Origin of the sequence: Pseudomonas sp. RG1, assembly GCF_025910115.1 — a bacterium.
GTDB lineage: Bacteria > Pseudomonadota > Gammaproteobacteria > Pseudomonadales > Pseudomonadaceae > Aquipseudomonas > Aquipseudomonas atacamensis.
Genome location: NZ_JAPCIK010000046.1, coordinates 40,122 through 66,002, shown reverse-complemented (window position 1 = coordinate 66,002; position 25,881 = coordinate 40,122). Strand labels below are relative to the sequence as shown.

Annotated in this window: 27 protein-coding genes; 9 read left to right on the top strand and 18 right to left on the bottom strand. The window is 59.3% G+C overall.

Annotated features, from left to right (window positions below; all coding sequences use genetic code 11):
• Positions 1–221: 221 nt before the first annotated feature.
• The 3 genes from OK411_RS22455 to OK411_RS22445 all read right to left on the bottom strand — a co-directional run bounded on the left by OK411_RS22455 (position 222) and on the right by OK411_RS22445 (position 3,504).
• Complete coding sequence (locus OK411_RS22455; protein ID WP_007953179.1) at positions 222–977, bottom strand: DeoR/GlpR family transcriptional regulator; 756 nt, start codon at positions 975–977, stop codon at positions 222–224.
• A 95-nt stretch (positions 978–1,072) separates the two neighbouring features.
• Positions 1,073–2,575 carry a glycerol kinase GlpK gene (gene glpK / locus OK411_RS22450; protein ID WP_024014162.1) on the bottom strand — a complete coding sequence of 501 codons (1,503 nt, stop codon included), beginning with the start codon at positions 2,573–2,575 and terminating at the stop codon, positions 1,073–1,075.
• 77 nt (positions 2,576–2,652) lie between these two features.
• Entirely contained in the window at positions 2,653–3,504 is an 852-nt protein-coding gene (locus tag OK411_RS22445) for an MIP/aquaporin family protein (protein WP_016773396.1), read from the bottom strand.
• Positions 3,505–3,854: 350 nt separating this feature from the next.
• Between OK411_RS22445 and ybaK the strand changes: the two genes are divergently transcribed.
• Positions 3,855–4,325 (top strand): Cys-tRNA(Pro) deacylase, encoded by a 471-nt coding sequence (ybaK, locus tag OK411_RS22440; RefSeq protein WP_217865355.1) that lies wholly within the window; start codon positions 3,855–3,857, stop codon positions 4,323–4,325.
• Positions 4,326–4,424: 99 nt separating this feature from the next.
• A complete protein-coding gene (locus OK411_RS22435; protein ID WP_130888398.1) occupies positions 4,425–5,207 on the top strand; it encodes a PhzF family phenazine biosynthesis protein in 783 nt (260 codons plus the stop codon).
• Positions 5,208–5,327: 120 nt separating this feature from the next.
• On the opposite strand, the gene OK411_RS22425 is transcribed toward OK411_RS22435, so the two are convergent.
• Together OK411_RS22425 and argF are read right to left on the bottom strand one after the other, a co-directional pair.
• On the bottom strand, positions 5,328–6,437 hold the full coding sequence (locus tag OK411_RS22425) for an ABC transporter ATP-binding protein (RefSeq protein ID WP_016773399.1): 1,110 nt from the start codon (positions 6,435–6,437) through the stop codon (positions 5,328–5,330).
• Positions 6,434–7,354 (bottom strand): ornithine carbamoyltransferase, encoded by a 921-nt coding sequence (gene argF, locus OK411_RS22420; protein ID WP_264365714.1) that lies wholly within the window; start codon positions 7,352–7,354, stop codon positions 6,434–6,436. Before argF ends, OK411_RS22425 begins: the two co-directional genes overlap by 4 nt.
• Before the next feature lie 405 nt (positions 7,355–7,759).
• Between argF and OK411_RS22415 the strand changes: the two genes are divergently transcribed.
• From OK411_RS22415 to grxD, 3 genes are all read left to right on the top strand, one after another.
• A complete protein-coding gene (locus OK411_RS22415; protein WP_016773401.1) occupies positions 7,760–8,050 on the top strand; it encodes a hypothetical protein in 291 nt (96 codons plus the stop codon).
• A gap of 135 nt (positions 8,051–8,185) precedes the next feature.
• On the top strand, positions 8,186–10,291 hold the full coding sequence (locus OK411_RS22410; RefSeq protein ID WP_264365713.1) for a molybdopterin oxidoreductase family protein: 2,106 nt from the start codon (positions 8,186–8,188) through the stop codon (positions 10,289–10,291).
• Positions 10,292–10,388: 97 nt separating this feature from the next.
• On the top strand, positions 10,389–10,730 hold the full coding sequence (gene grxD, locus OK411_RS22405) for a Grx4 family monothiol glutaredoxin (protein WP_016773402.1): 342 nt from the start codon (positions 10,389–10,391) through the stop codon (positions 10,728–10,730).
• Positions 10,731–10,931: 201 nt separating this feature from the next.
• On the opposite strand, the gene bfr is transcribed toward grxD, so the two are convergent.
• Together bfr and OK411_RS22395 are read right to left on the bottom strand one after the other, a co-directional pair.
• Complete coding sequence (gene bfr, locus OK411_RS22400) at positions 10,932–11,405, bottom strand: bacterioferritin (RefSeq protein ID WP_016773403.1); 474 nt, start codon at positions 11,403–11,405, stop codon at positions 10,932–10,934.
• 200 nt (positions 11,406–11,605) lie between these two features.
• On the bottom strand, positions 11,606–11,824 hold the full coding sequence (locus OK411_RS22395) for a bacterioferritin-associated ferredoxin (RefSeq protein ID WP_003227725.1): 219 nt from the start codon (positions 11,822–11,824) through the stop codon (positions 11,606–11,608).
• A 312-nt stretch (positions 11,825–12,136) separates the two neighbouring features.
• Here OK411_RS22395 and OK411_RS22390 point away from each other — a divergent pair, with 312 nt between their 5' ends.
• On the top strand, positions 12,137–12,739 hold the full coding sequence (locus OK411_RS22390; protein WP_003227723.1) for a peroxiredoxin: 603 nt from the start codon (positions 12,137–12,139) through the stop codon (positions 12,737–12,739).
• A gap of 74 nt (positions 12,740–12,813) precedes the next feature.
• Here the strand turns inward: OK411_RS22390 and rnt are convergent, their stop codons facing one another.
• Both rnt and pyrC read right to left on the bottom strand, forming a co-directional pair.
• Positions 12,814–13,491: a ribonuclease T gene (rnt, locus tag OK411_RS22385; protein ID WP_016773404.1), complete on the bottom strand. Its 678-nt coding sequence runs from the start codon at positions 13,489–13,491 to the stop codon at positions 12,814–12,816.
• Positions 13,488–14,534, bottom strand: coding sequence for a dihydroorotase (gene pyrC / locus OK411_RS22380; RefSeq protein WP_016773405.1), 1,047 nt, complete (start codon positions 14,532–14,534; stop codon positions 13,488–13,490). The genes rnt and pyrC overlap by 4 nt, the downstream gene beginning before the upstream one ends.
• Positions 14,535–14,694: 160 nt before the next feature.
• Here pyrC and OK411_RS22375 point away from each other — a divergent pair, with 160 nt between their 5' ends.
• Entirely contained in the window at positions 14,695–15,609 is a 915-nt protein-coding gene (locus OK411_RS22375) for a flagellar protein MotY (RefSeq protein ID WP_016773406.1), read from the top strand.
• A 129-nt stretch (positions 15,610–15,738) separates the two neighbouring features.
• Positions 15,739–16,956, top strand: a complete 1,218-nt coding sequence (locus OK411_RS22370) for an argininosuccinate synthase (protein ID WP_007953201.1) — start codon at positions 15,739–15,741, stop codon at positions 16,954–16,956.
• A gap of 124 nt (positions 16,957–17,080) precedes the next feature.
• Here the strand turns inward: OK411_RS22370 and OK411_RS22365 are convergent, their stop codons facing one another.
• Positions 17,081–17,794 carry a hypothetical protein gene (locus OK411_RS22365; RefSeq protein WP_016773407.1) on the bottom strand — a complete coding sequence of 238 codons (714 nt, stop codon included), beginning with the start codon at positions 17,792–17,794 and terminating at the stop codon, positions 17,081–17,083.
• Between the two features lie 432 nt (positions 17,795–18,226).
• On the opposite strand from OK411_RS22365, the gene OK411_RS22360 reads away from it, so the two are divergent.
• On the top strand, positions 18,227–18,853 hold the full coding sequence (locus tag OK411_RS22360) for a response regulator transcription factor (RefSeq protein WP_016773408.1): 627 nt from the start codon (positions 18,227–18,229) through the stop codon (positions 18,851–18,853).
• A gap of 88 nt (positions 18,854–18,941) precedes the next feature.
• Here OK411_RS22360 and OK411_RS22355 read toward each other — a convergent pair whose 3' ends face one another.
• The 8 genes from OK411_RS22355 to metG form a co-directional block, all read right to left on the bottom strand.
• Positions 18,942–19,121 carry a PA3496 family putative envelope integrity protein gene (locus OK411_RS22355; RefSeq protein ID WP_016773409.1) on the bottom strand — a complete coding sequence of 60 codons (180 nt, stop codon included), beginning with the start codon at positions 19,119–19,121 and terminating at the stop codon, positions 18,942–18,944.
• A gap of 107 nt (positions 19,122–19,228) precedes the next feature.
• Positions 19,229–19,867: an endonuclease III gene (gene nth, locus OK411_RS22350; RefSeq protein WP_264365712.1), complete on the bottom strand. Its 639-nt coding sequence runs from the start codon at positions 19,865–19,867 to the stop codon at positions 19,229–19,231.
• A complete protein-coding gene (locus OK411_RS22345) occupies positions 19,864–20,436 on the bottom strand; it encodes an Rnf-Nqr domain containing protein (protein ID WP_264365711.1) in 573 nt (190 codons plus the stop codon). The genes nth and OK411_RS22345 overlap by 4 nt, the downstream gene beginning before the upstream one ends.
• A complete protein-coding gene (locus OK411_RS22340) occupies positions 20,433–21,041 on the bottom strand; it encodes an RnfABCDGE type electron transport complex subunit G (RefSeq protein WP_264365710.1) in 609 nt (202 codons plus the stop codon). The genes OK411_RS22345 and OK411_RS22340 overlap by 4 nt, the downstream gene beginning before the upstream one ends.
• Complete coding sequence (locus OK411_RS22335) at positions 21,038–22,021, bottom strand: RnfABCDGE type electron transport complex subunit D (protein ID WP_264365709.1); 984 nt, start codon at positions 22,019–22,021, stop codon at positions 21,038–21,040. Before OK411_RS22335 ends, OK411_RS22340 begins: the two co-directional genes overlap by 4 nt.
• Entirely contained in the window at positions 22,008–23,012 is a 1,005-nt protein-coding gene (gene rsxB, locus OK411_RS22330) for an electron transport complex subunit RsxB (protein ID WP_217878761.1), read from the bottom strand. Before rsxB ends, OK411_RS22335 begins: the two co-directional genes overlap by 14 nt.
• The gene (locus OK411_RS22325) at positions 23,009–23,578 is read right to left on the bottom strand and encodes an electron transport complex protein RnfA (protein ID WP_217878760.1); all 570 of its coding nucleotides are present in this window, start codon (positions 23,576–23,578) and stop codon (positions 23,009–23,011) included. The genes rsxB and OK411_RS22325 overlap by 4 nt, the downstream gene beginning before the upstream one ends.
• Before the next feature lie 114 nt (positions 23,579–23,692).
• Positions 23,693–25,744, bottom strand: a complete 2,052-nt coding sequence (gene metG, locus OK411_RS22320) for a methionine--tRNA ligase (protein WP_217878759.1) — start codon at positions 25,742–25,744, stop codon at positions 23,693–23,695.
• Between the last annotated feature and the right edge of the window lie 137 nt (positions 25,745–25,881).

The following is a 25,881-nucleotide window of genomic DNA, read 5'->3' as shown; positions in this document are numbered from 1 at the left end:
CCCATAAACACTCGCGCAGCCAGTCGCGTTCGATTGAAAAAACTCATCGAAGGGCGATTAAAAGAAAATTTTCGAACATGAACGCGCGCAAGGGCGCAGAAGATGTGTTGTTTGATCGATTGTTTTCGCGAGCAGGCTCGCTCCCACATTCTGGAATGCATTCCAAGAGTGGGAGCGAGCCTGCTCGCGAAAGCGTCGGTTCGGTCAGCGAGGGAGAGGAATCAGACGACTTCCAGACGAATCTTGTGCTGACTCAGCAACTGCGCCAGCGCCGGTACCGGCTGCTGATCGGTGACCAGACAATCGATCAGGCTGATCGGACCCAGTCGAATCATCGCATTACGCCCGAACTTGCTTGAGTCCGCCGCGAGAATCACCTGTCGCGCGTTGGCGATGATCGCCTGGCTGACCCGGACTTCCTGATAGTCGAAATCGAGCAGGCTGCCGTCCTCATCGATCCCGCTGATGCCGACCAAGGCGAAATCGACCTTGAACTGATTGATGAAGTCCACGCTCGCCTGACCGACCACACCGCCGTCCCGCCGCACGTTGCCGCCGGTCAGCAGCACATCGAAATCATCCTTGGCGCTGAGCATCGAGGCGACGTGCAGGTTGTTGGTGATGATCTTCAGGTGACTGTGATTGAGCAGGGCGCGAGCAATCGATTCGGTGGTCGTACCGATATTGATGAACAGCGAGGCGTGATCGGGAATCTGCGCGGCAATGGCTTCACCGATGCGTTGCTTTTCGTCGCGCATCTGATCGGCACGCATCGCATACGCGGTGTTTTCCACACTGGAATCGTACGCGGCGCCACCGTGGTAGCGACGCAGCAGATTGGCTTCCGCGAGCTGATTGATGTCGCGGCGGATGGTTTGCGGGGTGACAACGAACAGCGTCGCCATCTCCTCGATGCTCACATAGCCGCGTTCGCGGACCAGCTCGAGGATTTGCTGCTGACGGGGAGGCAGATTCATGGGGCTTCCTTTGGGCTGCCGTGCAAAATTTGCCCATGATGCCGCAGGAATCCGCTCCCGACCAGTTAGATACCTATGTGTAACTCAAGGCTGGCTTATTCAGCGTCCTCACGCGCCCAGTCACGGGTGCGGCTGACGGCTTTTTTCCAGCCTTTGTAGAGTTTCTCTTTCTCGGTTTCGTCCAGGCTCGGTTCGAACTCGCGCTCGATCACTGCCTTGCCGCGCAGTTCTTCCAGGCTGCCCCAGAAACCGCAGGCCAGACCGGCCAGATAAGCCGCGCCGAGTGCGGTGGTTTCGCGCATTTGCGGGCGTTCGACCTGGGTGCCGAGGATGTCGGCCTGGAACTGCATGAGGAAGTTGTTCGCCACCGCGCCGCCGTCCACGCGCAGGGCTTTGAGGCGTTCGCCGGAATCCTGTTGCATGGCGTCGAGTACGTCGCGGGTCTGGTAGGCGATCGATTCCAGCGCGGCGCGGATGATGTGATCCACGCGTACGCCGCGCGTCAGGCCAAACAGTGCGCCACGGGCATACGGGTCCCAGTACGGTGCGCCGAGACCGGTAAACGCCGGCACCAGATACACGCCGTTGCTGTCCTTGACCTTGTTGGCAAAGTACTCGGTGTCGTGGGCGTCGTTGACGATTTTCAGTTCATCGCGCAGCCATTGCACGGTCGAACCGCCGTTGAACACGGCGCCTTCCAGAGCATAAGCCACTTCGCCGCGTGGGCCGCAGGCGATGGTGGTGAGCATGCCGTGCTGGGATTTCACCGCTTTGTCGCCGGTGTTCATCAGCAGGAAGCAACCGGTGCCGTAGGTGTTTTTCGCTTGGCCCGGCTCCACGCACATCTGGCCGAACAGTGCCGCTTGCTGGTCGCCGGCGATACCGCCGATGGCGATGCCGCTCTTGGTGCGACCGTAGATTTCCGAGGAGGCTTTGACCTCCGGGAGCATCTCGCGGGGGATGTCGAGGATCTCCAGCATCTTCGAATCCCACTCCAGCGAGTGAATGTTGAAGAGCATGGTGCGCGAGGCGTTGGTGTAGTCGGTGACGTGCACCTTGCCGCCGGTGAATTTCCAGATCAGCCAGCTATCGACGGTGCCGAACAGCAGCTCGCCGTTGCGCGCCCGCTCACGGCTGCCTTCGACGTTGTCGAGGATCCACTTCAGTTTGGTGCCGGAGAAGTACGGGTCGGTGACCAGGCCGGTGGTGTCGCGGATGTAGTCTTCGTGGCCGTCGCGCTTGAGTTGCTGGCAGATCTCGGTGCTGCGGCGGCACTGCCAGACGATCGCGTTATACACGGGACGGCCGGTGGTCTTGTCCCAGACCACGGTGGTTTCACGCTGGTTGGTGATACCGATCGCGGCGACTTGGTCATGATGCAGGCCGGCCTGGGCCAGCGCCTCAACCATCACCGCGCTCTGGGTGGCGAAAATTTCCATCGGGTCGTGCTCGACCCAACCGGCTTGCGGGTAATGCTGAACGAATTCGCGCTGCGCGGTGCAGACCACGTTCGCGTCGCGGTCGAAGATGATCGCGCGCGAGCTGGTCGTACCCTGATCAAGGGCAATGATGTAGTTCTTGTTCTGAATGTCGGTCATGTCGATTGCCTTGGACGAAAAAAACGAGAGTGGGCCGTGGCGCAGGCTCGGATGGGCAGGAGCCGGCGCCGACTGTTTCAAGAAGTTCTTGGTTTGCCGTCAATGGCCGGTTCTGCATCCTTTGTAGCAGGTGTGGCGCCGGTCAGGTGACGGGCAATCAGCCCGCGATACCCGGCAGCGCCGAGGCAGGCACCGACAATCGGTGCAAAAATCGGAATCAGGAAGTACGGAATATCACGACCACCGGTGAAGGAAATTTCACCCCAACCGGTAAAGAAAGTCATCAGTTTCGGACCGAAGTCACGCGCAGGGTTCATCGCGAAACCGGTCAGCGGACCCATCGCACTGCCGATCACGGCAATCAGCAAACCGATCAGCAGCGGCGCCATCGGGCCGCGTGGCAGGCCGTTGTTGTCATCGGTCAGGGCCATGATCACGCCCATCAGGATCGCGGTGATGATCATCTCGACCAGAAATGCCTGCGCCGTCGACAGCACCGGGTTCGGGTAGGTGGAGAACACGGAGGCCAATTCCAGGCTGGCGGCCGAGCCACGAACCATCTGGTGGGTTTGTTCGTAATCGAAGAACAGATTGCTGTAGAGCGTGTAGACCAGCAACGCGCCGCAGAAGGCGCCGGCAATTTGCGAAAGGATGTAGAACGGCAGTTTGCGCTTTTCGAAGTCAGCGAAGATTGCCAGAGCGATGCTCACGGCCGGGTTCAGATGCGCGCCGGAAACCCCGGCGGTGAGGTAGATCGCCATGCTCACGCCGACGCCCCAGATGATGCTGATTTCCCACAGGCCGAAGCTGGCGCCCGCGACTTTGAGCGCGGCGACACAACCGGTGCCGAAGAAGATCAGAAGGGCGGTGCCCAGGAATTCGGCCATGCATTGGCCGGAAAGCGATGGTTGCGGTAAAGCAGCTGTCATTGAAAACCTCGGTTCTTTTTCTTGTGTAGCGCCTTGCCAACGGAGCAGGGCGCGATCTTCACCGGGTCGGAATCCCCATTCGGTTCCCGGGTTACTGCTGGGTACTGCGCGGAGCATGATTCTTACATTATTCAGATTCGAAAAAATATAGACAAGAAACAAACCTGTCAAAGGTCGAAAGTGAACCGTCGGTCACAATAAAACTATTCGCCATGTGAATGATCAGCGCGGCGATCAGCTTGAATGTGGCGCTAAGCCACGGGATTCGCGGCCTGGAATAGAGCCTTTTGCCCAACGATGACCTAGAATCCGCCGCAGGTTTTTCAAAGACTGCCGAACCCGGAGCTGCCATGACCCCAGCGTTGGACTTGTTGAAAAAAGTTCGTGCCGAACATCGCGTGCACAGTTACGAACATGATCCGAAGGCCGCGTCCTACGGACTGGAGGCAGCCGAGAAGCTCGGGCTCGCACCGGCGCAAGTGTTCAAAACCCTGCTGGCCGCCAGTGAAAAAGGCGAACTGCTGGTGGCTGTGGTGCCGGTCGTCGGAACGCTCGACCTCAAGGGACTGGCACACGCCGCCGGAGTGAAGAAAGCCGAAATGGCTGATCCCGCCGCCGCGCAACGCTCCACCGGCTACCTGTTGGGCGGCATCAGCCCGCTCGGGCAGAAGAAACGCCTGCGCACCTTCATCGACAATTCCGCTCAGGGGTTCGCGACTATTTATGTGAGTGCCGGGCGGCGAGGACTTGAAGTGGAACTGGCGCCTGCGGTGCTGGCCGAGCACACCCAGGCGAAGTTTGCCGATATCGGCCGGGCATAAAATGCGCGCCGGCTGTATGAAGAAAAAATTGCGCTTCTGTCACTGGCACTGATCCGGGCCGCCGTTGCATGCTCGGTCGACCAGTTCAGGGAGAAAATCATGCAGCTTGCGTTTCATCAGGTCGACGCGTTCAGTGATCGGCCGTTCAGTGGCAACCCGGCGATGGTCTATCGGCTCGACAGCTGGCTGGCCGATGACTTGATGCAGAAGATCGCCGCCGAACACAACCTGGCGGAGACTGCGTTTCTGGTGCGCGAAGGCCAGGCCTGGCATATCCGCTGGTTCACCCCGACCACCGAAGTGCCGCTGTGCGGGCATGCGACCCTGGCCAGCGCGTTTGTACTGTTCGAAATCTATAAGGAAAGTGCCGAGCGCATCGACTTCACCTGCAAGTCCGGGCCGTTGAGTGTCAGCCGCGAAGGCGACCGCTTGTGGCTGGATTTTCCGACCATCGTGCCATCGGAAATCGGCGTGACGCTGGATGTCGAGCGGGCGCTGGGCGTTGAGGCTGTCGACGTTCTCGGCTCCAACGAACTGTTCGTCGTGCTGGACTCGGAACAGGCGGTGCTCGACTGTAAACCGGACATGGCAGCGCTGGCGAAACTGCCGTGGCTGGGGGCGATTGTCACTGCGCGTGGCAACCAGCATGACTTCGTCTCGCGCTATTTCGCCCCGGCCATCGGTATCAATGAAGACCCGGTGACCGGCTCGACCCATTGCAGCCTGATTCCTTACTGGGCCAAACGTCTGGGCAAATCGAACCTGACCGCGTGCCAGCGCTCGGCGCGGGGCGGGGAATTGTTCTGTCGGCTGGAAGGTGAGCGGGTGAAGATTGGCGGCAATGCGACGCTGGTGGCCAGCGGTACCCTGTTTTTAGGCTGAGGCAATACCAACTGTGGGAGCGAGCCTGCTCGCGAAAGCGCTCTTTCAGTCAACATCTTCGGCGACTGAAACACCGCATTCGCGAGCAGGCTCGCTCCCACAATTTTTATCCAGTGCGGATTAAAGGCTGGTGCTGAATCGACGGACGCCGTTTTCCACCGCCGGGATCTGTGCCGCAGTGCTCCCCGAAGCCTGGAACAGCACCAGGTGATCCGCCGCTACGCGAATCCCGACCTGCGCGCCAACCAGATGATCGGCATGGCTGGGGAAGATCGATTCCAGTTGTGCACCGGTCGGCAGTTGCAGGCGATACAAGGTCGCCGCGCCGAGGAATGTCTTGCCGACAATCTGCGCCTGCAATGCGCTGTCCGGTGCGTAAACAATGTCATCTGGACGCAACAGCACATCCACCGCTCCGCCAATCGGCCAGGTGTAGGCGCGATTACCGCGCAGCTCACCCAGCTCGGTCTGCACCGATTCCGGGGTGACGAGCTGACCGCGAATGAAATAACCCTGACCGATGAAACTGGCGACATAAGGCGTCGCCGGTTCGTGGTAGAGGTTGTAGGGCGTGTCCCATTGTTCCAGCCGACCTTCCTTGAATACGCCAACGTGATCGCTGACGGCAAAGGCTTCTTCCTGATCGTGGGTGACCAGAATCGCACTGGTGCCACGGGCCTTGAGGATGTCGCGCACCTCATGGCTGAGCTTGCGGCGCAACTCGCCATCGAGGTTGGAAAACGGCTCGTCGAGCAGCAACAGCTGCGGTTCCGGCGCCAAGGCGCGGGCGAGAGCGACGCGCTGTTGCTGGCCGCCGGACAGCTCGTGCGGAAAGCGCTTGCCGAGGTTTTTCAGGTTGACCAGTTCCAGCAGCTCTTCGACCACGCGCGCCTTGTTCGGGTGCTTGCGGATGCCGAAGGCGATGTTGTCGGCCACGCTCAGGTGCGGGAACAGCGCGTAGTCCTGAAACACCATGCCGATCCGGCGTTTTTCCGGCGCCAGGGTGAAACCGGCGCTGGAGAGGGTTTCGCCACCGAGGGTGATTTCGCCTTCATGCACCGGTTCGAAACCGGCGATGGCGCGCAGGGTGGTGGTCTTGCCGCAGCCGGACGAGCCGAGCAGGCAGCCGATGTCGCCGGCGTTGAGGTGCAGATTGAGGTTCTGCACCACGCGTTGATCTTGGTAGCCGCAAGCGAGGTTGCGCAGGTTCAGCAGTAATTCATGGCTCATGCGTGGTGATATGCCGGTTCGACGAGGAACTCGAGCAGGGCCTTCTGTGCGTGGAGACGGTTTTCTGCCTGATCCCAGGCGACGGAGCGTGGGTCATCGAGCAGGTCGAGACTGATTTCTTCGCCACGGTGCGCCGGCAGGCAGTGCATGAACAGCACGTCCTCGGCAGCGAGGTCGAGCAGGGCACGGTTGACCTGAAACGGCGCGAACAGCTTGAGGCGCTTGGCAGTTTCCTCTTCCTGACCCATCGAAGTCCAGACGTCGGTGCTGACCAGATGCGCGCCACGCACGGCGTCTTGCGGATCGCGGACGATGGTCACGCGATCACCAGCCTGGGCGACGAATTCCGGGTTCGGCTCGTAGCCTTCCGGGCAGGCAACGCGCAATTGGAAGTCGAACTGGATCGCCGCTTCTATATAGCTGTTGCACATGTTGTTGCCGTCACCGACCCAGGCCACGGTCTTGCCCTGGATCGAGCCACGGTGTTCGAGGAAGGTCTGCATGTCGGCGAGCAACTGGCACGGGTGCAGATCATCGGACAGGCCGTTGATCACCGGCACCCGCGAGTTGGCGGCGAATTCGGTCAGGGTGCTATGGGCGAAGGTGCGGATCATCACCGCATCGAGCATGCTCGACATGACGATGGCGCAGTCGCTGATCGGCTCGCCACGGCCCAGTTGAGTGTCGCGCGGGGACAGGAAGATTGCCTGGCCGCCGAGCTGGATCATGCCGGCCTCGAAGGAGATCCGGGTACGGGTCGAGGATTTTTCGAAGATCATCCCCAGCACGCGGTTTTTCAGAGGCTCGAACAGTACGCCGCGGTTACGCAGGTCCTTGAGCTCAACGCCTCGACGGATCACGCTGACCAGCTCTTCGGGCGTGCAATCCATCAGGGAGAGAAAGTGCCTTGCGCTCATCATTGACTACCTTTTTGCTACAGACCGCAGATGCTCAAAGCCTTGTTTAACGGAACAACGGGCGAGACCTGCGGCGTAAGCCGCACGGGGCGACGAAATAGGGGAAGGCGCGATATTGACACTAAATGTCGCGTTTTTCCAATAGGGTACTTTTTCAGCGGGATTCGGAGCGCGGACCGAGCATTTCGATCACGCATGTTGAAGCCGGATTCAGTACAGCGGTGAGCCTCTTTGTACACTGGCGCCGCCGGGCTTGGCAATGCGCCGCGACGGCAACGCAGCGGTCCTGGTCGGTTTACGAACGCGGCGCCACCGATTCGCTTGGTCGGATGTTCAGACTGAAACATTTGCTAAAGCAAAGTGCTGGGTTATAAATAAGTTTCGAGCGACGCAGGAAGCCTCCGCATGGAATCGAAAGAACAACTGTTAATGGAGCTGCTGGGCCACACGGCTCGCTCCCTGACCCATCTCACCGCGTCTGTCACCTCGATGTCTTTCGAGTTGCTGCGCAGTGACGACGAAGTGGTCAAATCCGCCGGTCGGCACATGATCGATCGCATGGCCACCATCAGCGCCGGGCTCGATGAGCACTGGCGATTGATCGGCGAGCTCACCGGCGTCCACGTCGCCCATGAGCAGATCGAAACCATTCAGGAAATCCAGCTGGCGGCACCGCCGCAGTTGCCGCCGAACTGATCGCGGCGATTTATCGGCTGTCCTGATAACCGTCGATTCACAAGACGAACGTCGCTGGCGCCGCCTCTGCGCACGGGCCATAGTTTTGTTCCCGCGGGCGTGATTGCCTGCTCCCGAACAAGACAGAGACTGGCCATGACCAAGACTCTTCACCACCGTGCATGCCACCTGTGCGAAGCCATTTGCGGCCTGACCATCGAAACCACGGAAACCGATGGCAACGTCGCGATCACCTCGATCAAGGGTGATGCCCTCGACACCTTCAGCCGCGGCCATATCTGCCCGAAAGCCGTGGCCCTGCAAGATATTCAGAACGATCCCGATCGCCTGCGTCAGCCGATGCGCCGCGTCGGCAGCGAATGGCTGCCGATCAAGTGGGACGAGGCGTTTGCGCTGGTGGCCGAGAAACTGGCGGCGATTCAGGAACGTCACGGGCAGAACGCCGTTGCGGTGTATCAGGGCAATCCGAGCGTGCACAACTACGGCCTGATGACCCACAGCAATTACTTCCTGGGGTTGCTGAAAACCCGCAATCGCTACTCGGCAACGTCGGTCGATCAACTGCCGCACCACCTCAGCAGCTACCTGATGTACGGCCACGGTTTGCTGTTACCGATTCCCGATATCGATCACACCGACTTCATGCTGATCCTCGGCGGCAATCCGCTCGCGTCCAACGGCAGCATCATGACCGTGCCGGATGTCGAGAAGCGCCTGAAGGCGATTCAGGCGCGCGACGGCAAAGTGGTGGTAGTCGATCCGCGCCGCAGCGAAACCGCAGCGATGGCTGATCAGCACGTGTTCGTCCGCCCGGGCGGCGATGCGGCGCTGTTGTTCGGCATGCTCAATACGCTGTTCAGCGAAGGCCTGACCCGCGACAGCCATTTGCCGGTCGATGGCCTCGACGAGGTGCGCAACGCCGTGGCTGCGTTTAGCGCCGAAGCGATGAGCCCGCTATGCGCAGTGCCTGCCGAACAGATTCGCCAACTGGCGCGCGACTTCGCTGCCGCACCGAGTGCGGTCTGCTATGGGCGCATGGGCGTCTCGACCCAGGCCTTTGGCACCCTCTGTCATTGGGTGGTGCAGTTGATCAATCTGGTCACCGGCAACCTCGACCGCGTTGGCGGTGCACTGTGCACCGAACCGGCGGTGGATCTGGTGGCGTCGACCTCGGGCGGGCATTTCAACAAATGGCAGAGCCGGGTTTCCGGGCGTCCTGAATACGGCGGCGAGTTGCCGGTCTCGGCACTGGCCGAAGAGATGCTCACGGAGGGCGAGGGGCAGATCCGCGCGCTGATCACTGTGGCCGGCAACCCGGTGTTGTCGACACCCAACGGCCGGCAGCTGGAGCAGGCGCTGGACGGCCTCGACTTCATGCTCAGCATCGACCTGTACATCAACGAAACCACGCGCTATGCCGATCTGATCCTGCCGTCGACCTCGGCGCTGGAAAACGATCACTACGACACCACGTTCAATCTGTTCGCGGTGCGTAACGTCACCCGCTTCAATCGCGCCATCCTCGCCAAGCCCGAGGGGGCTTTGCATGATTGGGAGATCTTCGTCGGGCTGGCCAAGGCCTTCGCCGAGAAAACCGGTAAAGAACTGAAACCGACGATGCCGCCGGCGAAGATGATCGACATGGGCCTGCGCATGGGCCGCTACGGCGATGCGTCCGAGCACAAGTTGTCGTTGGCGACGCTGTTCGATCATCCGCATGGCGTGGATCTGGGGGCGCTGAAGCCGAATCTGGCATCACGTCTGAAAACGCCGAATCAGCGTATCCAGGCCGCACCGCCGGAAATTCTCGCTGACCTCGCTCGCTTTGCCGCGTTGCAGGCGCCGGCTGCCGATGAATTGTTGATGATCGGCCGCCGCCATGTGCGCAGCAACAATTCGTGGATGCACAACTTCCATCGACTGGTGAAGGGCAAGCCGCGGCATCAGTTGCTGATGCACCCGGATGATCTGGCCAGCCGTGGCCTGGCTGACGGGCAACGGGTTCGGGTGAGTTCGCGGGTCGGGCAGATCGAGGTGGAAGTGCTCGCCAGTCTCGACATGATGAAAGGCGTGGTCAGCCTGCCGCACGGCTGGGGCCATGCGCGCCCGGGCGTGCAGATGGCGATCGCCAGCGGCCAGCCGGGATCGAGCGCCAACGACCTGACCGACGAGTGCCAGCTCGACGAACTGTCGGGCAACGCGGCGTTGAACGGTGTGCCGGTGACCGTGGCGGCGGCTTGAGCGGGTCTGTCGGGGAGACCGAGCATGGCGCTCGGGATTCCGTTACAATGCGCCACCGTGCCGACCCCTGAGTCGGAAAGTTCAGCCGAGGTGCTCCATGGATATCATCGAAACGATTAAAGAGCAGATTGCCAACAACACCATTCTGCTTTACATGAAAGGCTCGCCGAATGCCCCGCAGTGCGGCTTCTCCGCGAAAGCTGCGCAAGCCGTGATGGCCTGTGGTGAAAAGTTCGCGTACGTGGACATCCTGCAGAACCCGGAAATCCGCGCCAACCTGCCAAAGTACGCCAACTGGCCGACTTTCCCGCAACTGTGGGTCGGCGGTGAGCTGGTCGGCGGCAGCGACATCATGACCGAGATGGCTGCAGACGGTTCGCTGCAAAGCACCATCAAGGCGGCTGTCGAAGCGGCAGCGGCGAACAAGTCCGAAGCCTGATTCTACGTTCATAGAGTTTCGCTCGACGACGCGTCTCCTGTAGGAGCTGTCGAGTGAAACGAGGCTGCGATCTTTTGATCTTCGGCCAACAAAAAGCCCCGCACCTCGAAAGAGGGCGGGGCTTTTTGTTGGTTATACGAGTTGACTGAGTATCAAGGCTGAAATCGATAAAGATCGCAGCCTCGTTTCACTCGACAGCTCCTACTCTTCGCCCATCTGCGACTGCAGATAGTTTTCCAGGCCGATCTTGTCGATCAGGCCGAGCTGGGTTTCCAGCCAGTCGATGTGTTCTTCTTCCGACTCGAGAATGTCTTCGAGCAGTTCACGGCTGCCGAAGTCGCCAACGGTTTCGCAATGGGCGATGGCGGCTTTCAGATCGGCGTGGCCGGTCTTTTCGATGCGCAGGTCGCATTCGAGCATCTCGCGGGTGTGCTCGCCGATGTGCAGCTTGCCCAGGTCTTGAACGTTCGGCAGGCCTTCAAGGAACAGGATGCGCTTGATCAGCTTGTCCGCGTGTTTCATCTCGTCGATGGATTCGTGATATTCGTGCTTGCCGAGCTTGTTCAGACCCCAATCTTCATACATGCGCGCATGCAGGAAGTACTGATTGATCGCGACCAGCTCATTGGCGAGGATCTTGTTGAGATGCTGGATGACTGTAATGTCGCCTTTCATGATCGGAGTCCTGCCCTGAATTAACCGTATATAAGGCGGAGTTTGAGCTTGGCAGTTATAAGTGTCAAACCTAAGTTATTGAATAATAAATGAAAATTAATCGGAATAAGAATGTTTGTGTTCCGCGTCTGGACGCTAAGCAATTGATTTTCAGGCATAAAAAAACCGGACATCTAGTCCGGTTCTTTGAAATGGGGCATTTACGCAGCAGTAAATTCTACCGGGTAAGGGATCGCGGCCTGGGCGGTTTGCAGCTTGGTCAGGGTTTCGCGCACCACTTCCTTGGCAAGGCAGGCGCATTTGCCACACTGGCTGGCGACGCCGGTGGCCTGGCGAACTTCTTTGTAGCTGCAGCAACCTTCATAGATCGCTTCGCGGATCTGTCCGTCGGTGACGCCAGTGCAGAGGCAAACATACATAAGTAAGAACCGTCGCTGGTTGTGACTCAATTGCGATGGATCTTAATGTTAACGAGAATGATTGTCAAAGTGCTTTCGGAACGCTTCGCAGCAAATTTCCCAGCGACTGACGAACGGTATTTTCCAAATGCGCGTCTGACCCCATGAATACGCAGTGGATAACCGAACAGGGAAAATCCGTTACGGACAGGCCAAACACGCAGTGTATGATGGTCGTCCCTTGCGAAGAGGGTTCGTGTCACAGGGCTGTCGCCTGAGGGTGACAGGCTGGCCCGGACCCTGAACTTCAAGTTTTTACACCAGGAGATATCAATGAGCGTACTCGTAGGCAAACAAGCCCCAGACTTCACCGTCCCGGCCGTACTCGGCAATGGCGAGATCGTTGACAGCTTCACCCTGTCCTCGGCCATCAAAGGCAAATACGGCCTGGTGTTCTTCTACCCGCTGGACTTCACCTTCGTCTGCCCGTCCGAGCTGATCGCTCTGGACAACCGCATGGCTGACTTCAAGGCGCGCAACGTTGAAGTGATCGCTGTGTCGATCGACTCGCATTTCACCCACAACGCCTGGCGCAACACTCCAGTGAACAATGGCGGCATCGGCCAGGTGAAATACACCATGGCTGCCGACATGAAGCACGACATCGCCAAGGCATACGACGTTGAATCCGAAGGCGGCGTGGCTTTCCGTGGCGCGTTCCTGATCGACGACAAAGGCGTGGTTCGCTCGCAGATTATCAACGACCTGCCGCTGGGCCGTAACATGGAAGAGCTGATCCGTCTGGTCGACGCGCTGCAATTCCACGAAGAGCACGGCGAAGTCTGCCCGGCCAACTGGAAGAAAGGCGACAAAGGCATGAACGCTTCGCCGGAAGGCGTTGCGGCTTACCTGACCGAGAACGCTGCGGCCCTGTAAGGCGCAACGTCGAGGTACAAAAAAACCGGCCCACGTGGCCGGTTTTTTTATGTGCGGGATTTGCTCGCCGAGGATCAGTCGTCGAAGTCTTCCCAGCCGCCCATCTGCTTCCAGCGATTGACGATGCCGCAGAACAGCTCAGCAGTCTTTTCGGTGTCGTAACGCGCCGAGTGCGCTTCACGACCGTCGAAATCGATGCCGGCCGCCTGACAGGCTTTCGCCAGCACGGTCTGACCGTACGCCAGACCCGCCAGGGTCGCGGTGTCGAAACTGGAGAACGGGTGGAACGGGTTGCGCTTCATGTCCAGGCGCGCAACTGCTGCATTGAGGAAGCCCAGGTCGAAACTGCTGTTGTGTCCGACCAGAATTGCCCGCTTGCAGCCGTTGGCTTTCAGCGCCTTGCGGATCCCACGGAAGATGTCGGTCAGCGCGGTTTCTTCGCTGACGGCCATGCGCAGCGGATGATCGAGCTTGATCCCGGTGAACTCCAGCGCTGCCGCTTCAACGTTGGCGCCTTCGAATGGCTCGACGCGGAAGAAGTAGGTGTGATCCGGGTAGACGAAACCCTTTTCATCCATGGCGATGGTGGTCGCGGCAATCTCCAGCAAGGCATCGGTGGCTGCGTTGAAGCCACCGGTTTCTACGTCGACGACAACCGGCAGGTAGCCGCGAAAACGCGCTGCCATCGGATGACGGGAACCGCCGCCGCCACCTTGACCGTCCAGTTCATCGTCGAAATTGTCTTCACTCACGCGTGTTCCTCCAGCAGGCGCCAGCGCAGTTTTTCACCGGCGCGCAGCGGGATAACGGTCAGCTCGCCAAATGGCAGACTGGTCGGGGCGGTCCATTCTTCACGGACCAGGGTGATGCGATCGGTATTTGCCGGCAGGCCGTAGAAACGCGGGCCGTTGAGGCTGGCGAAGGCTTCGAGCTTGTCCAGCGCGTTACGCTGTTCGAACGCTTCGGCATACATCTCGATGGCGGCGTAAGCGGTGTAGCAACCGGCACAACCGCAGGCGGCTTCCTTGGCGTGCTGGGCGTGGGGCGCCGAGTCGGTGCCGAGGAAGAACTTGGCGCTGCCACTGGTGGCGGCGTCGAGCAAGGCTTCCTGATGGGTATTGCGCTTGAGAATCGGCAAGCAGTAGAAGTGCGGCCGAATCCCGCCGACCAGCATGTGGTTGCGGTTGTACAGCAGGTGATGCGCGGTGATGGTCGCGCCGACGTTGGCCGAAGCCTCATTGACGAACTGGACGGCGTCGCCAGTGGTGATGTGTTCGAACACCACTTTCAGTGTCGGGAAACGCTCGACCACGCGGCGCATGTGCTCGTCGATGAAAATCTTTTCGCGGTCGAATACATCGACGTCGCCACGGGTGACTTCACCGTGGATCAACAGCGGCATGCCGACTTCGGCCATGGCTTCCAGCGCCGGGAAGATCTTGTCGATGCTGGTCACGCCGGAATCGGAGTTGGTGGTCGCGCCGGCCGGGTACAGCTTGGCGGCGTAGACGAAACCGCTGGCCTTGGCCTGACGAATTTCTTCCGGTTGGGTGCGGTCGGTGAGGTACAGCACCATCAACGGCTCGAACTGACTGCCGGCCGGGCGGGCAGCGAGAATGCGCTGACGATAGCCGTCGGCTTCAGCGGCGTTGCGCACCGGCGGTACCAGGTTCGGCATGATGATCGCGCGCCCGAAGGTGCGGGCCACATCGGCAACGGTATTGGTCAACACGGCACCATCGCGAAGATGAATGTGCCAGTCGTCGGGACGCAGCAGGGTCAGGCGGTCGGACATGAGGGGATTCCAGGCGGGTCAAACTGAGGCGAATGCTACCGGAAAAGACTCTTGCAGGCACCCGCTATCAAGTTTTGCCACAAGCGTCCGATATCCCGGAGGTATGCCGTAAACATTGTGTGAATCGGTGTTTGTGTTTCACAAGCCAATGGAGCCTCCCGTGCGCCAGCGTTATTTAGCCCTGCTCAGTGTGTTTGCCAGCCTTCCCGCGATGGCGCTGACTTACCAGACCCGTCTGGAGAACATTGAGTGGACGGTCGCCGGCGACCAGTTCGAATGCCGCCTTACCCAGCCGATCACCGATTTCGGCTCGGGCGAGTTCGTGCGCAAGGCCGGTGAGCAGGCGATCTTTCGCCTGAACGCCTACAACGCCATGCTCGGCGGCGGTTCGGCGACCTTGCTCGCTGCCGCAGCACCTTGGCAGCCAGGGCGTGGCGACATCAATCTGGGCTCTGTGCGTCTGGGCAGCGGCAACGTGTTGTTCAACAGCTCGCAATCCCAGGCCGGGGGATTGATCAGCGGTCTGCTGGACGGTCGCAGCCCGGTGGTACGCCGTGCGTCTGGCGATGGCCGCGTCTCCGAAGTGCGTTTGTTGCCGGTGAAATTCAGCAAGGCGTTCAACGACTATCAAGGCTGTGTGGCGAAATTGCTGCCGCAGAATTTCGACCAGATCAAGCAGTCGCAGATCGGCTTCCCCGGCGAAGGCGTTGAGCTGGACCCGGCTGCCAAGGCCAAGCTGCAAGTGATGCTCGAATACATGAAGGCCGACCCGACGGTGAACCACATCGACCTCGACGGCCATTCCGACAACAGCGGCAATCGTCTGACCAACCGCGAATTGTCGCGCCGCCGCGCGCTGGCGGTGGTGGATTTCTTCAAGGCCAACGGCATTCAGGAATCGCAGATCACCGTGCGTTTCCACGGCGAGCAGTATCCGATCGTGCCCAACACCAGCAAGGCCAATCGTGCGAAGAACCGTCGGGTCAACGTGAAACTGTCGCGCGTTGCACCGACTACCGCCCCGGCTCCGGCGCCGCAAGCGAGTACGCCGGCCACGGCCGCAACGACTTCCTGACTCGCCGGTCATCGTCGCGCTCTCGACAGATTCTGTCGCTTTGTCGTCTTAAGCTGTCGCGCCTCTGTAAATTATCGCGTTTGAGCGGTAGACTCCCCGGCTTTCCGTAGAACCCCGTGGAGTGATGGCATGGCGGACGTAAACAAGGTCGTTCTGGCGTATTCCGGCGGCCTGGACACTTCGGTGATCCTCAAGTGGCTGCAGGATACTTATAACTGTGAAGTGGTGACCTTCACCGCTGATCTTGGTCAAGGCGAAGAGGTCGAGCCGGCCCGCGCCAAGGCTCAGGCCATGGGCGTCAAAGAAATCTACATCGACGACCTGCGCGAAGAATTCGTGCGTGATTTCGTGTTCCCGATGTTCCGCGCCAACACCGTTTACGAAGGCGAGTACCTGCTGGGTACTTCCATCGCCCGTCCGCTGATCGCCAAGCGCCTGATCGAAATCGCCAACGAAACCGGCGCCGACGCCATTTCCCATGGCGCCACCGGCAAGGGCAACGACCAGGTGCGTTTCGAACTGGGCGCCTACGCGCTCAAGCCAGGCGTAAAAGTTATTGCCCCTTGGCGCGAGTGGGACCTGCTGTCCCGCGAGAAGCTGATGGACTACGCCGAGAAGCACGCGATCCCGATCGAACGCCACGGCAAGAAAAAATCTCCGTACTCGATGGACGCCAACCTGCTGCACATCTCTTATGAAGGCGGCGTGCTGGAAGATACCTGGACCGAGCACGAAGAAGACATGTGGCGCTGGACCGTCTCCCCGGAGAAGGCTCCCGACACCCCGCAGTACCTGGAACTGACCTACCGCAACGGCGACATCGTCGCGCTGGACGGCGTGGAAATGACCCCGGCCACCGTACTGGCGACGCTGAACAAGATCGGCGGCGAGCACGGCATCGGTCGTCTCGACATCGTCGAAAACCGTTATGTCGGCATGAAGTCCCGCGGCTGCTACGAAACCCCGGGCGGCACCATCATGCTGCGCGCTCACCGCGCCATCGAATCGATCACTCTGGACCGCGAAGTCGCTCACCTCAAAGACGAGCTGATGCCCAAGTACGCCAGCCTGATCTACACCGGTTACTGGTGGAGCCCTGAGCGTCTGATGCTGCAACAGATGATCGATGCTTCGCAGGTCAACGTGAACGGCGTAGTGCGCCTGAAGCTGTACAAGGGCAACGTCATCGTCACCGGTCGCAAGTCCGACGATTCGCTGTTCGACGCCAACATCGCCACCTTCGAAGAAGATGGCGGCGCTTACAACCAGGCCGACGCGGCGGGCTTCATCAAGCTCAACGCGCTGCGCATGCGCATTGCTGCCAACAAGGGCCGCAAGTTGTTCTGAGTGGCTCAGACCCACGCGCAATAAAAAAGGCGGCCAGTTCAGGGCCGCCTTTTTTTTCGGAATTTTCATCGGGTTCATCAAGCCGTTTCTCTTGTCTGCCCGCTTGCGGGATGTGCCACGCCTGTCAGCTGGTTCGCCCCAGCAGGGTAACTGTCTGTGTGCACAGGTTGTAAACGACACACAGTGTTGCACCTGAGCTTTTCTTCGCCTGCTTGATCTGTTGCAGCGAAGTATGCGCCAGAGAGTCCGAAACATGATTCGACAGAAAAACCAGCACTCGCGGATTTTTTTTACCGGCGCTCCGAAGAGTGTCGAGAATCGCATCGAACTCCCTGGACGCATCAACGTCCCGGGCGTCGATGATGTTCAGTTCGCTTATCAGCGGTGACAGTTTGATCGTCTGCACCACGGGGTTCGCTTGGCCATCAATATCGGTTGGTGGGTCAGGCGCGTTGTGAATCCTGCATGGACGCTGGAATCCGCCGCTCCCAGTGTTGCTGGACACCACGCAGCTGGTTATCTCGAAAGCGCACGATCCATCGGTTTTTCGCAACGGTACTTTTCGTTCGCTGTCGCGTTCCGAATGTTCAGCCGCCTTCAGGAAATTTTTGTCCTTGCCGAAATCCGAGGGCGAGTAGAGCGAGCGGTGGTTGAAGTTCAGCGTGATAAAAAAAAGAAATAACAAGTAAAACGGAAAGCTGATCAGAAACCAGACATAAATCTCCCGGTCCTTGTTGTCGAGAAACGGCAGCGATACCGCCGCTGAAGTTTCCGAGATAATGGCGAATATCGCGATGACGGTCATTGGGTTAGTGATCTTGTTCGTTATCTTGAGCATGATTCAAGTTCTATGCTGTTTGTTTGAGGTTGAATATTTCTATATATAGCAAAAGCCTTCATTGAAGTTTCAGGCTGTTGTTTCAAGTTTTATAGAAGGGCTGCTGGTGCGTCGAATATGCAGTAGCGGCGGTTCGTTACGTCATATGTCGAATCGGCAGCCGGCAAAAGTGGTCCAGGAAATTTCAGATGGCTCGATTGGAATTCGCACCTGCGTAGGACGTGTGCGCAGTAAACGGAAATTCGCTGCGGTCTTGAAGGACGGGAAGCAATTGCGATGGATGCGACGGGACCTATTTGTGGGAATTATCCTCAATGCCTGTAGGGAATGTCTCTCGATGCAAATGCGTGTAAAAGTTGCCATCCCTTGAAGCAAGTGACTGGGATATCGTGCGTGTTCTAAAAATTCGAACAGCGAAAACTGGACTTGCCCATGAATAAAGTGCTGATCGTGGATGACCACCCCGTCATTCGACTTGCGGTACGTATGCTGATGGAACGGCATGGCTACGAAGTCATTGCAGAAACGGATAATGGCGTTGATGCACTACAAATTGCTCGTGAACAAATACCGGATCTTGTCATTCTGGATATTGGAATACCCAAACTTGACGGGCTGGAAGTTATTGCTCGCCTGACTTCCACCGCCATGCCGGTGAAAGTGCTGGTGCTGACTTCCCAGGCTCCCGGACATTTTTCAATGCGTTGCATGCAATCGGGTGCAGCGGGTTATGTGTGCAAGCAGCAGGATCTGACCGAACTGCTGAGTGCGATCAAGGCAGTTCTGTCCGGCTACAGCTATTTCCCCAATCAGGCCCTGCACACTGTGCGTACCAGTCTGGGCAATGCGAGTGAGGCGGACATGGTTGATCGTCTGTCCGGGCGGGAAATGATGGTGTTGCAGCAATTGGCGCGCGGCAAGACCAACAAGGAAATCGCCGACGGCATGTTTTTGAGCAACAAGACTGTAAGCACTTACAAGACTCGCCTGTTGCTGAAACTCAATGCGCGGTCTCTGGTTGATCTGATCGAGTTGGCGCAGCGCAACGGCCTGGTTTGAACGATTCGACAGCTGAGACCGTCATGGGCCGATCAAGCTCGGTTGTCGCAGAAAATGAAAAGCCTCCGCTTCGGGAGGCCTTCAGGTATCACAGATCAAAATCGTAATCGGCCAATTGCCTTTGCAGTCGGCGCTCCTCAAGCAGGTTGTCGATTGTGCGACGCTTGCTGAGGTTGGTCTTCGCCACCTCTACCACCGGTTCGACCTCATCGGCCTCGACGGCAATAAAATCTTCTTCTACATCCAGTTGCTCTTTGTCGGTACTCATGAAGTCAACTCCCGGCTAAGACTGCCTTTGGCGCTCCTTATATCGACATTACTGCGGCGGGTAAAAAAGATTTTTTCAATCGATGGATACGAAAAACCGATGACGGCTCAATCGTCAGAAGTTTTATGTTTGTATTCGCACAGATCTTCGATGCGGCAGCTGCCACAGCGCGGTTTACGCGCCAGGCAAACATAGCGGCCATGCAAAATCAGCCAGTGATGGGAGTCGAGCAGGAATTCTTTCGGTACAAACTTCATCAGCTTCATTTCAACTTCCACCACATTTTTCCCCGGCGCGATGCCGGTGCGATTGCTGACGCGGAAAATGTGCGTGTCGACGGCCATGGTCAATTGACGGAAAGCGGTGTTGAGCACCACGTTGGCGGTCTTGCGCCCGACGCCGGGCAAGGCTTCCAGTTCTTCTCGGGTTTGCGGAACTTCGCCGCCGTGGCGTTCAACCAGCAAACGGCAGGTTTCAATGACGTTCTTCGCTTTGCTGTTGTACAGGCCGATGGTCTTGATGTACTCCGACAGCCCCTCTACACCCAGCGCATGAATCGCGGCGGGTGTATTGGCGACGGGAAAGAGTTTGGCGGTCGCCTTGTTGACCCCGACATCGGTGGACTGCGCCGAAAGAGTCACCGCAATCAGCAGCTCGAACGGCGAAGAATAGGCCAGTTCGGTTTTCGGCTCGGGATTGTCTTCGTGCAGTCGGCGAAATATCTCAAGACGTTTTGCAGCATTCATGGGCGATGCGTTTCCTTGATGACAGAGTTGCGGCGTGCCCACGCCTGACGTACGGCGAGAAGCAGGCCCAGTAAAACGAAAGCGCCGGGGACCAGCGTAAACAGATGCAGCCCCTCGGGGAACAAAACCAGACCTGGCCAATGCTCCGAAAGACCTCGGCCAAGGCTGCCATAACCGATGATCTCGCGCAGCCCGCCGACCACCAGCATGAGCGCGCCGAACAAGGCGCAGCGTTTGAAGCTGACAGCGACGGGCTCGCGGAAGGCACCGTGGTACTCAAGCACGACGCAGTGCAAGGCGATCAGCCCTATGTAGAGCCCAGATGTTTGCTGCCATGGCAAAAACCAGCGTTGCGCCACAATATCCGCGCAACTAGTCAACGTCGCAGCAAGCGTCAGGCTGGCGAGCAACGCACGGGTGCCCGTCAGGCGTTCGCGCAGCGGCGACATGCAAACGGCAAAAACGCCGAGCACCGCGCCGAGCATCAAGGTTATCCCCAGTGCAGCGCTGAGTGTTTGTGTGGCGCCCAATAGCGGCACCAGCATCAATAAACCTACCGTGCGTTTCATGAGCCAGTTCCTAACAGCAGCGCCCGATGTTCATCGAAATAACGCAGTGCGTCGTGAATCGCGTTGATGGCGGCACGGGAGGTTATGGTCGCACCAGCGATTTGATCGAACTGCCCCTGATCCTTTTTCAGCGCCCAACGGGCGTCTGTCGGCTCAGTACGGGATTTACCGAGGAAGGTCTGAAGCCAGGCATTCGGCCATTCACCGATGTAACCACCCAATCCTGGCGTTTCGCGCTGCTCAAGGGTTTTCAAGCCTAAAAGTTGGCCATTTGCATCAACGGCAATCAGCAGTTCCAGAGTACCTGCGTAACCTTCGCTGCGACTGCGCAACAGCACCGCAACTGTCTGTCCGGAGCGGGTCGCTCGATAGCCGCCTGACAGCGTGCTATGGCGCAAAACAGGCTCGGTGAGCTTCGTCAGCGGTTGCTCCAGCGGCTGATTGTCGTAGAGCGCGGCAGGCATGACATCGAGCAGTTGGCGGCTTTCGAGCAAGCGCTGCTCGCTGGCAATCTGCGGTGCACTGCTGCGCTGCAGCACGTATGTTGCGCTCGCGCCAATGAGTGCCAGCAGCACCAGGGTCGCGACACTTGCTGAGCGGTTCACGCCGTCACCTTCGACTGGCGGCTGGCGGCGAAGCGCTCCAGCGTCGGCACCAGCAGATTCATCAGCAACACCGCAAACGCGACGCCGTCCGGGTAACCACCCCAAGTGCGAATCAGATAGGTGAGCAAGCCGACGCCAATGCCGAACAGCAGGCGGGCGAGGGCGTTTTTCGCGCCGGACACAGGTTCGGTCACGATAAAAAATGCACCGAGCATGGTCGCGCCGCTGAGCAGATGAAACAGCGGCGAACCATGAGAATCCGACCCCGATCCGTTCCAGCACAACAGGCTGATGACGAACAGGCTGGCGAGCATCCCCACCGGTGCGTGCCAGGAAAAAATCCGCCGCTGCAACAGCCACAGGCCGCCGAGCAGAAACGCCAGATTCACCCATTCCACACCGCGCCCGCCGAAACGGCCGAAGGCCGGGTTGCTGGCGAACAGCTCATCGATGGTCAGGCTTTTATTGATGCGCAGACTGTCCAGTGCCGTGGCCTGCGTCCAGGCGTCCGGTGCCGGAGCCGGGTTGAAAACCTGTTGCAACGCCGAGAGGAAATCGAGGCCATGACCGGGCCAGTGGGTCATCGCTTGCGGAAACAGCACCATGCTCAGGGCAAAACCAAGCATCGCCGGGTTGAACGGGTTTTTGCCGACGCCGCCATACAGATGTTTGCCGAACAACAGACCTGAAGCGGTCGCAATGACAGTCAGCCACCAAGGGCAATAAGCCGGCAGCGCGGCGGCCAGCAACATCGCACTGACCAGCGCGCTGCCATCACGCAGTGCCGCTTGCACCGCTTGTCGACGCAGATGGGCGACCCCGGCTTCGACGAGCAAAGCACTGGCAACCGCCAACAGCAGATTGATCAACACGCCCCAGCCATACAGCCAGAACAAAGCGAGCAGCCCTGGCAGCGCTGCGAGCAGCACGGTATTCATCGCCTGTTGCAGGCGATCGTCCGCTGCCTCAAGGGGTGGCATGGTTTTGCACCTGGCGCTCGGCGTCAGTCACGGCTTGCTCCAGTGCTGCGATCTGCTCCGGCGCAGCTTCCGCTGCCTGGGCTTTTTTCAGTTCGGCGCGGCGCATGGCCAACTGGATCTTGGCTCGCTTGAGTTCGGCGTCGTTGCTCGGAGCAGGGACGGCGGGAATCACCGGTTGGCTGCTTTCCAGCTTCGCCAGCGCTTGCTCGGCGGCTTCGAATTGTTGCTGCAGGACGATCAGTTGCGACTGCTGTTCGAACGTCGGCGGATGGCCGAAAGCTTTCAGCGATTTATGCAACTGAGCCCGACTCATCGCCACATCGACCTTGGCCTTCTTCAGCGCCGCATCGGCGTTAGCGGCTTTTTGTGCGCGCACCCGCTCAAGTGCAGCCTGCACCGGATCGGCGGTCGAGACTTGCGGTTGTGCCGCACGCGCGGCTCGCGCTTCACGTTCAGCCTGCTTTTGCTGTTCTTCACGCAGCAGGCGCTGGTTGCGGCGCTCGAAACGCTGGCGCGCATGGTCACGTTTGATCGCGCGGGCGCGCTGTTCTTCGAGATCAAATGCGAGACCGCCAACCACTGGGATCGTGTTCGCAGGCAAAGGATGCATTTCGATGCAGTCGACCGGGCACGGCGCAACGCACAGATCACAACCGGTGCACTCGTCGATCAGCACCGTGTGCATGAGTTTTGCCGCGCCGACGATGGCGTCGACCGGGCAGGCCTGAATGCACTTGGTGCAGCCGATGCATTCGGCCTCGCGGATGAAGGCGACTTGCGGCGGTGCCGGGCCACGGCTGATGTCCAGTTCCAGGACCGGTATTTTCAACAGCTCGGCCAGGGCAGCGATGGTTTCTTCGCCGCCCGGCGGGCACTTGTTGATCGGCTCACCGTCAACAATGCCTTGCGCATAGGGTTTGCATCCGGGATGGCCGCACTTGCCGCATTGGGTCTGCGGCAGCAGGGCATCGATGCGTTGAAGCAGACTCATGTTTTGATCAATCCACTGAATCCGAGAAAAATCACTGCGATCAGTCCGGCGCTGATCAGATCGATCGGCAGGCCGCGAAAGGGCAGGGGAATATCGTTGTCGACCGTGCGCTCGCGCAGATCGCAGAACACGCTCAACACCAGCCAGAAACCCAGCCCGGCGCCGAAACTCAATGCTGTCGCGTGCAGCAGGCCTTGATCATTTTGCGCATTGATCAACGCCAGCCCGAGTACGCCGGCATTGCCGAGCAGCAGCGGCCACAATCCGTCGAACGGCCAATCCGGCAGCCCGCGCGTCAGCAGTTTCAGTAGCGGCGCGATCATCAACACACTCAGCGGCAGAAACACGAACAGGCGCAGCGCTTCAAGCTGCAACGGCAGCAGTATCCACTGCCAGATCGCCTGACCGATAACGCCGACCACCACCATCAGGCACAACGTCGCCAACCCCAGCGCATGCACCTGGCGTCGGTTGCCCGCCAGCAGCGGAGCGACGCCCAGCGGCCAGTGCAACACGAAGTTGTTGAGCAGCGCAGCACTGATCAGCGTTAACACGAGTTCGGTCATGGTTCTGCCAGCGAAACGGGCGGGTGTCTCTTAAGGGTAGGCACTATCGGGCCAGATATGAAAAATCCCACCGGCATGCAGAGCACGTCGGTGGGATCGTTTTGCGGCAACGTCTTACTTGATGCGCTGACCTGGCTTGGCGCCGCTGTCCGGGCTCAGCAGGTAGATCTCTTCACCGCCGGGGCCGGCTGCCATCACCATGCCTTCGGAAATACCGAACTTCATTTTCCGTGGTTTGAGGTTGGCGATCATCATGGTCAGACGACCGTCGAGTTTTGACGGGTCCGGATACGCGCTCTTGATCCCGGAGAACACGTTGCGTTGCTCGTCACCGATGTCGAGGGTCAGGCGCAGCAGCTTGTCCGCGCCTTCGACGTGTTCGGCCTTGACGATCAAAGCGACGCGCAAATCGATGGCGGCAAAGGCGTCGAAATCGATTTCCGGCGACAGCGGATCCTTGGCCAGTTCGCCGTTGCCCGCAGGGGCGGCTGCGCCAGTGTCGGTCTGGCTGGCGGTCAGGTCTTCCTTGGAGGCGTCGGTCATGGCTTGCACTTTTACCGGGTCGATGCGGGTCATCAACGGTTTGAATTCGTTGAGCTGGTGATTGGCCAGCAGGGTGGTGTGGTCATTCCAGGTCAGCGGCGCGACGTTGAGGAACGCCTCGGCATCAGCGGCCAGCAGCGGCAGTACCGGTTTGAGGAAGATCACCAACTGGCGGAACAGGTTGATGCCGGTGGCGCAGATCGCCTGGACTTCATCCTGCTTGCCTTCCTGCTTGTTCAACGACCACGGCGCCTGGTCGGCGATCCACGCGTTGGCGCGGTCAGCCAGGGCCATGGTTTCACGCATGGCGCGGGCGAAGTCGCGGGCCTCGTAAGCGTCGGCAATGCTCGGCGCGGCGGCGAGGAAGGCCTCGGTCAGCTCCGGCGCGGCATTGTTGTCGACCAGCAGACCGCCGTTGCCCTTGTGGATGAAACCGGCGCAACGGCTGGCGATGTTGACCACTTTGCCGACCAGGTCGGAGTTGACCTTCTGCACGAAGTCTTCGAGGTTCAGATCGAGGTCATCGACGCCACGGCCCAGCTTGGCTGCGTAGTAATAGCGCAGGTATTCCGGCGACAGATGATCGAGATAAGTGCGGGCCTTGATGAACGTGCCGCGCGACTTGGACATTTTCTGACCATTGACGGTCAGGTAGCCGTGCACGTTGATGCCGGTCGGCTTGCGGTAGCCGGCGCCTTCGAGCATGGCTGGCCAGAACAGCGCGTGGAAATTGACGATGTCCTTGCCGATGAAGTGGTACAGCTCGGCAGTCGAGTCCTTGCCCCAGAACGCGTCGAAGTCCAGCTCCGGCGTGCGGTTGCAGAGGTTCTTGAAGCTGGCCATGTAGCCGATCGGTGCATCCAGCCAGACGTAGAAATACTTGCCCGGTTCGCCCGGAATCTCGAAACCGAAATACGGCGCATCGCGGGAAATGTCCCACTGCTGCAGGCCGGCGTCCAGCCATTCGGCGATCTTGTTGGCCACGGCGTCCTGCAGGGTGCCGCTGCGGGTCCAGGCCTGGAGCATTTCCTGGAAATCCGGCAGCTTGAAGAAGAAGTGCTGGGAATCCTTGAGCACCGGGGTGGCGCCGGAGATCGCCGACTTCGGATCCTTCAGGTCGGTCGGTGCGTAGGTCGCGCCGCATTTTTCGCAGTTGTCGCCGTACTGGTCTTCGGTGCCGCATTTCGGGCAGGTGCCCTTGATGAAGCGGTCGGCCAGGAACATTTTCTTTTCCGGGTCGAAATACTGGGTGATCGAGCGCTGGGCGATGTGCCCGGCGTCACGCAGCTTGAGGTAGATCTGGCTCGACAGCTCACGGTTTTCTTCGGCGTGAGTGGAGTGGAAATTGTCGAAATCGACGAGGAAGTCTGCAAAGTCGGCGCTGTGTTCAGCCTGCACGTTGGCGATCAGTTGTTCCGGGGTAATGCCTTCCTTTTCCGCGCGCAGCATGATCGCCGAACCGTGGGCGTCGTCGGCGCAGACATAGATGCATTGGTTGCCGCGATGCTTCTGGAAGCGCACCCACATATCGGTCTGGATGTATTCCAGCATGTGGCCAAGGTGGATCGAACCATTGGCGTAGGGCAGGGCGCTGGTGACGAGGATCTTGCGTGGCTCGGACATGGGGCTTCGCTACTTGATGAAACGGAGGTCGGCCACTATAAAGCGCCGGCGCATATTTTTCACCCCTGCGCCACTGGGTACTTTGAGAGCTCGTGTGGTGAGGGGATTTATCCCCGTTCGGCTGCGCAGCAGTCGTG

What these genes read in the sequence shown, in the direction of transcription:
- bfr (WP_016773403.1), bottom strand. Translation starts at nt 11,405, where the DNA reads ATGAAAGGCGACATTACAGTCATCCAGCATCTCAACAAGATCCTCGCC.
- OK411_RS22445 (WP_016773396.1), bottom strand. Translation starts at nt 3,504, where the DNA reads ATGACAGCTGCTTTACCGCAACCATCGCTTTCCGGCCAATGCATGGCC.
- OK411_RS22365 (WP_016773407.1), bottom strand. Translation starts at nt 17,794, where the DNA reads ATGCTCAAGATAACGAACAAGATCACTAACCCAATGACCGTCATCGCG.
- OK411_RS22435 (WP_130888398.1), top strand. Translation starts at nt 4,425, where the DNA reads ATGCAGCTTGCGTTTCATCAGGTCGACGCGTTCAGTGATCGGCCGTTC.
- OK411_RS22360 (WP_016773408.1), top strand. Translation starts at nt 18,227, where the DNA reads ATGAATAAAGTGCTGATCGTGGATGACCACCCCGTCATTCGACTTGCG.
- OK411_RS22390 (WP_003227723.1), top strand. Translation starts at nt 12,137, where the DNA reads ATGAGCGTACTCGTAGGCAAACAAGCCCCAGACTTCACCGTCCCGGCC.
- OK411_RS22410 (WP_264365713.1), top strand. Translation starts at nt 8,186, where the DNA reads ATGACCAAGACTCTTCACCACCGTGCATGCCACCTGTGCGAAGCCATT.
- OK411_RS22345 (WP_264365711.1), bottom strand. Translation starts at nt 20,436, where the DNA reads ATGAAACGCACGGTAGGTTTATTGATGCTGGTGCCGCTATTGGGCGCC.
- rsxB (WP_217878761.1), bottom strand. Translation starts at nt 23,012, where the DNA reads ATGAGTCTGCTTCAACGCATCGATGCCCTGCTGCCGCAGACCCAATGC.
- OK411_RS22370 (WP_007953201.1), top strand. Translation starts at nt 15,739, where the DNA reads ATGGCGGACGTAAACAAGGTCGTTCTGGCGTATTCCGGCGGCCTGGAC.
- glpK (WP_024014162.1), bottom strand. Translation starts at nt 2,575, where the DNA reads ATGACCGACATTCAGAACAAGAACTACATCATTGCCCTTGATCAGGGT.
- metG (WP_217878759.1), bottom strand. Translation starts at nt 25,744, where the DNA reads ATGTCCGAGCCACGCAAGATCCTCGTCACCAGCGCCCTGCCCTACGCC.
- OK411_RS22335 (WP_264365709.1), bottom strand. Translation starts at nt 22,021, where the DNA reads ATGCCACCCCTTGAGGCAGCGGACGATCGCCTGCAACAGGCGATGAAT.
- ybaK (WP_217865355.1), top strand. Translation starts at nt 3,855, where the DNA reads ATGACCCCAGCGTTGGACTTGTTGAAAAAAGTTCGTGCCGAACATCGC.
- OK411_RS22395 (WP_003227725.1), bottom strand. Translation starts at nt 11,824, where the DNA reads ATGTATGTTTGCCTCTGCACTGGCGTCACCGACGGACAGATCCGCGAA.
- OK411_RS22415 (WP_016773401.1), top strand. Translation starts at nt 7,760, where the DNA reads ATGGAATCGAAAGAACAACTGTTAATGGAGCTGCTGGGCCACACGGCT.
- argF (WP_264365714.1), bottom strand. Translation starts at nt 7,354, where the DNA reads ATGAGCGCAAGGCACTTTCTCTCCCTGATGGATTGCACGCCCGAAGAG.
- OK411_RS22325 (WP_217878760.1), bottom strand. Translation starts at nt 23,578, where the DNA reads ATGACCGAACTCGTGTTAACGCTGATCAGTGCTGCGCTGCTCAACAAC.
- nth (WP_264365712.1), bottom strand. Translation starts at nt 19,867, where the DNA reads ATGAATGCTGCAAAACGTCTTGAGATATTTCGCCGACTGCACGAAGAC.
- pyrC (WP_016773405.1), bottom strand. Translation starts at nt 14,534, where the DNA reads ATGTCCGACCGCCTGACCCTGCTGCGTCCCGACGACTGGCACATTCAT.
- OK411_RS22425 (WP_016773399.1), bottom strand. Translation starts at nt 6,437, where the DNA reads ATGAGCCATGAATTACTGCTGAACCTGCGCAACCTCGCTTGCGGCTAC.
- grxD (WP_016773402.1), top strand. Translation starts at nt 10,389, where the DNA reads ATGGATATCATCGAAACGATTAAAGAGCAGATTGCCAACAACACCATT.
- OK411_RS22455 (WP_007953179.1), bottom strand. Translation starts at nt 977, where the DNA reads ATGAATCTGCCTCCCCGTCAGCAGCAAATCCTCGAGCTGGTCCGCGAA.
- OK411_RS22355 (WP_016773409.1), bottom strand. Translation starts at nt 19,121, where the DNA reads ATGAGTACCGACAAAGAGCAACTGGATGTAGAAGAAGATTTTATTGCC.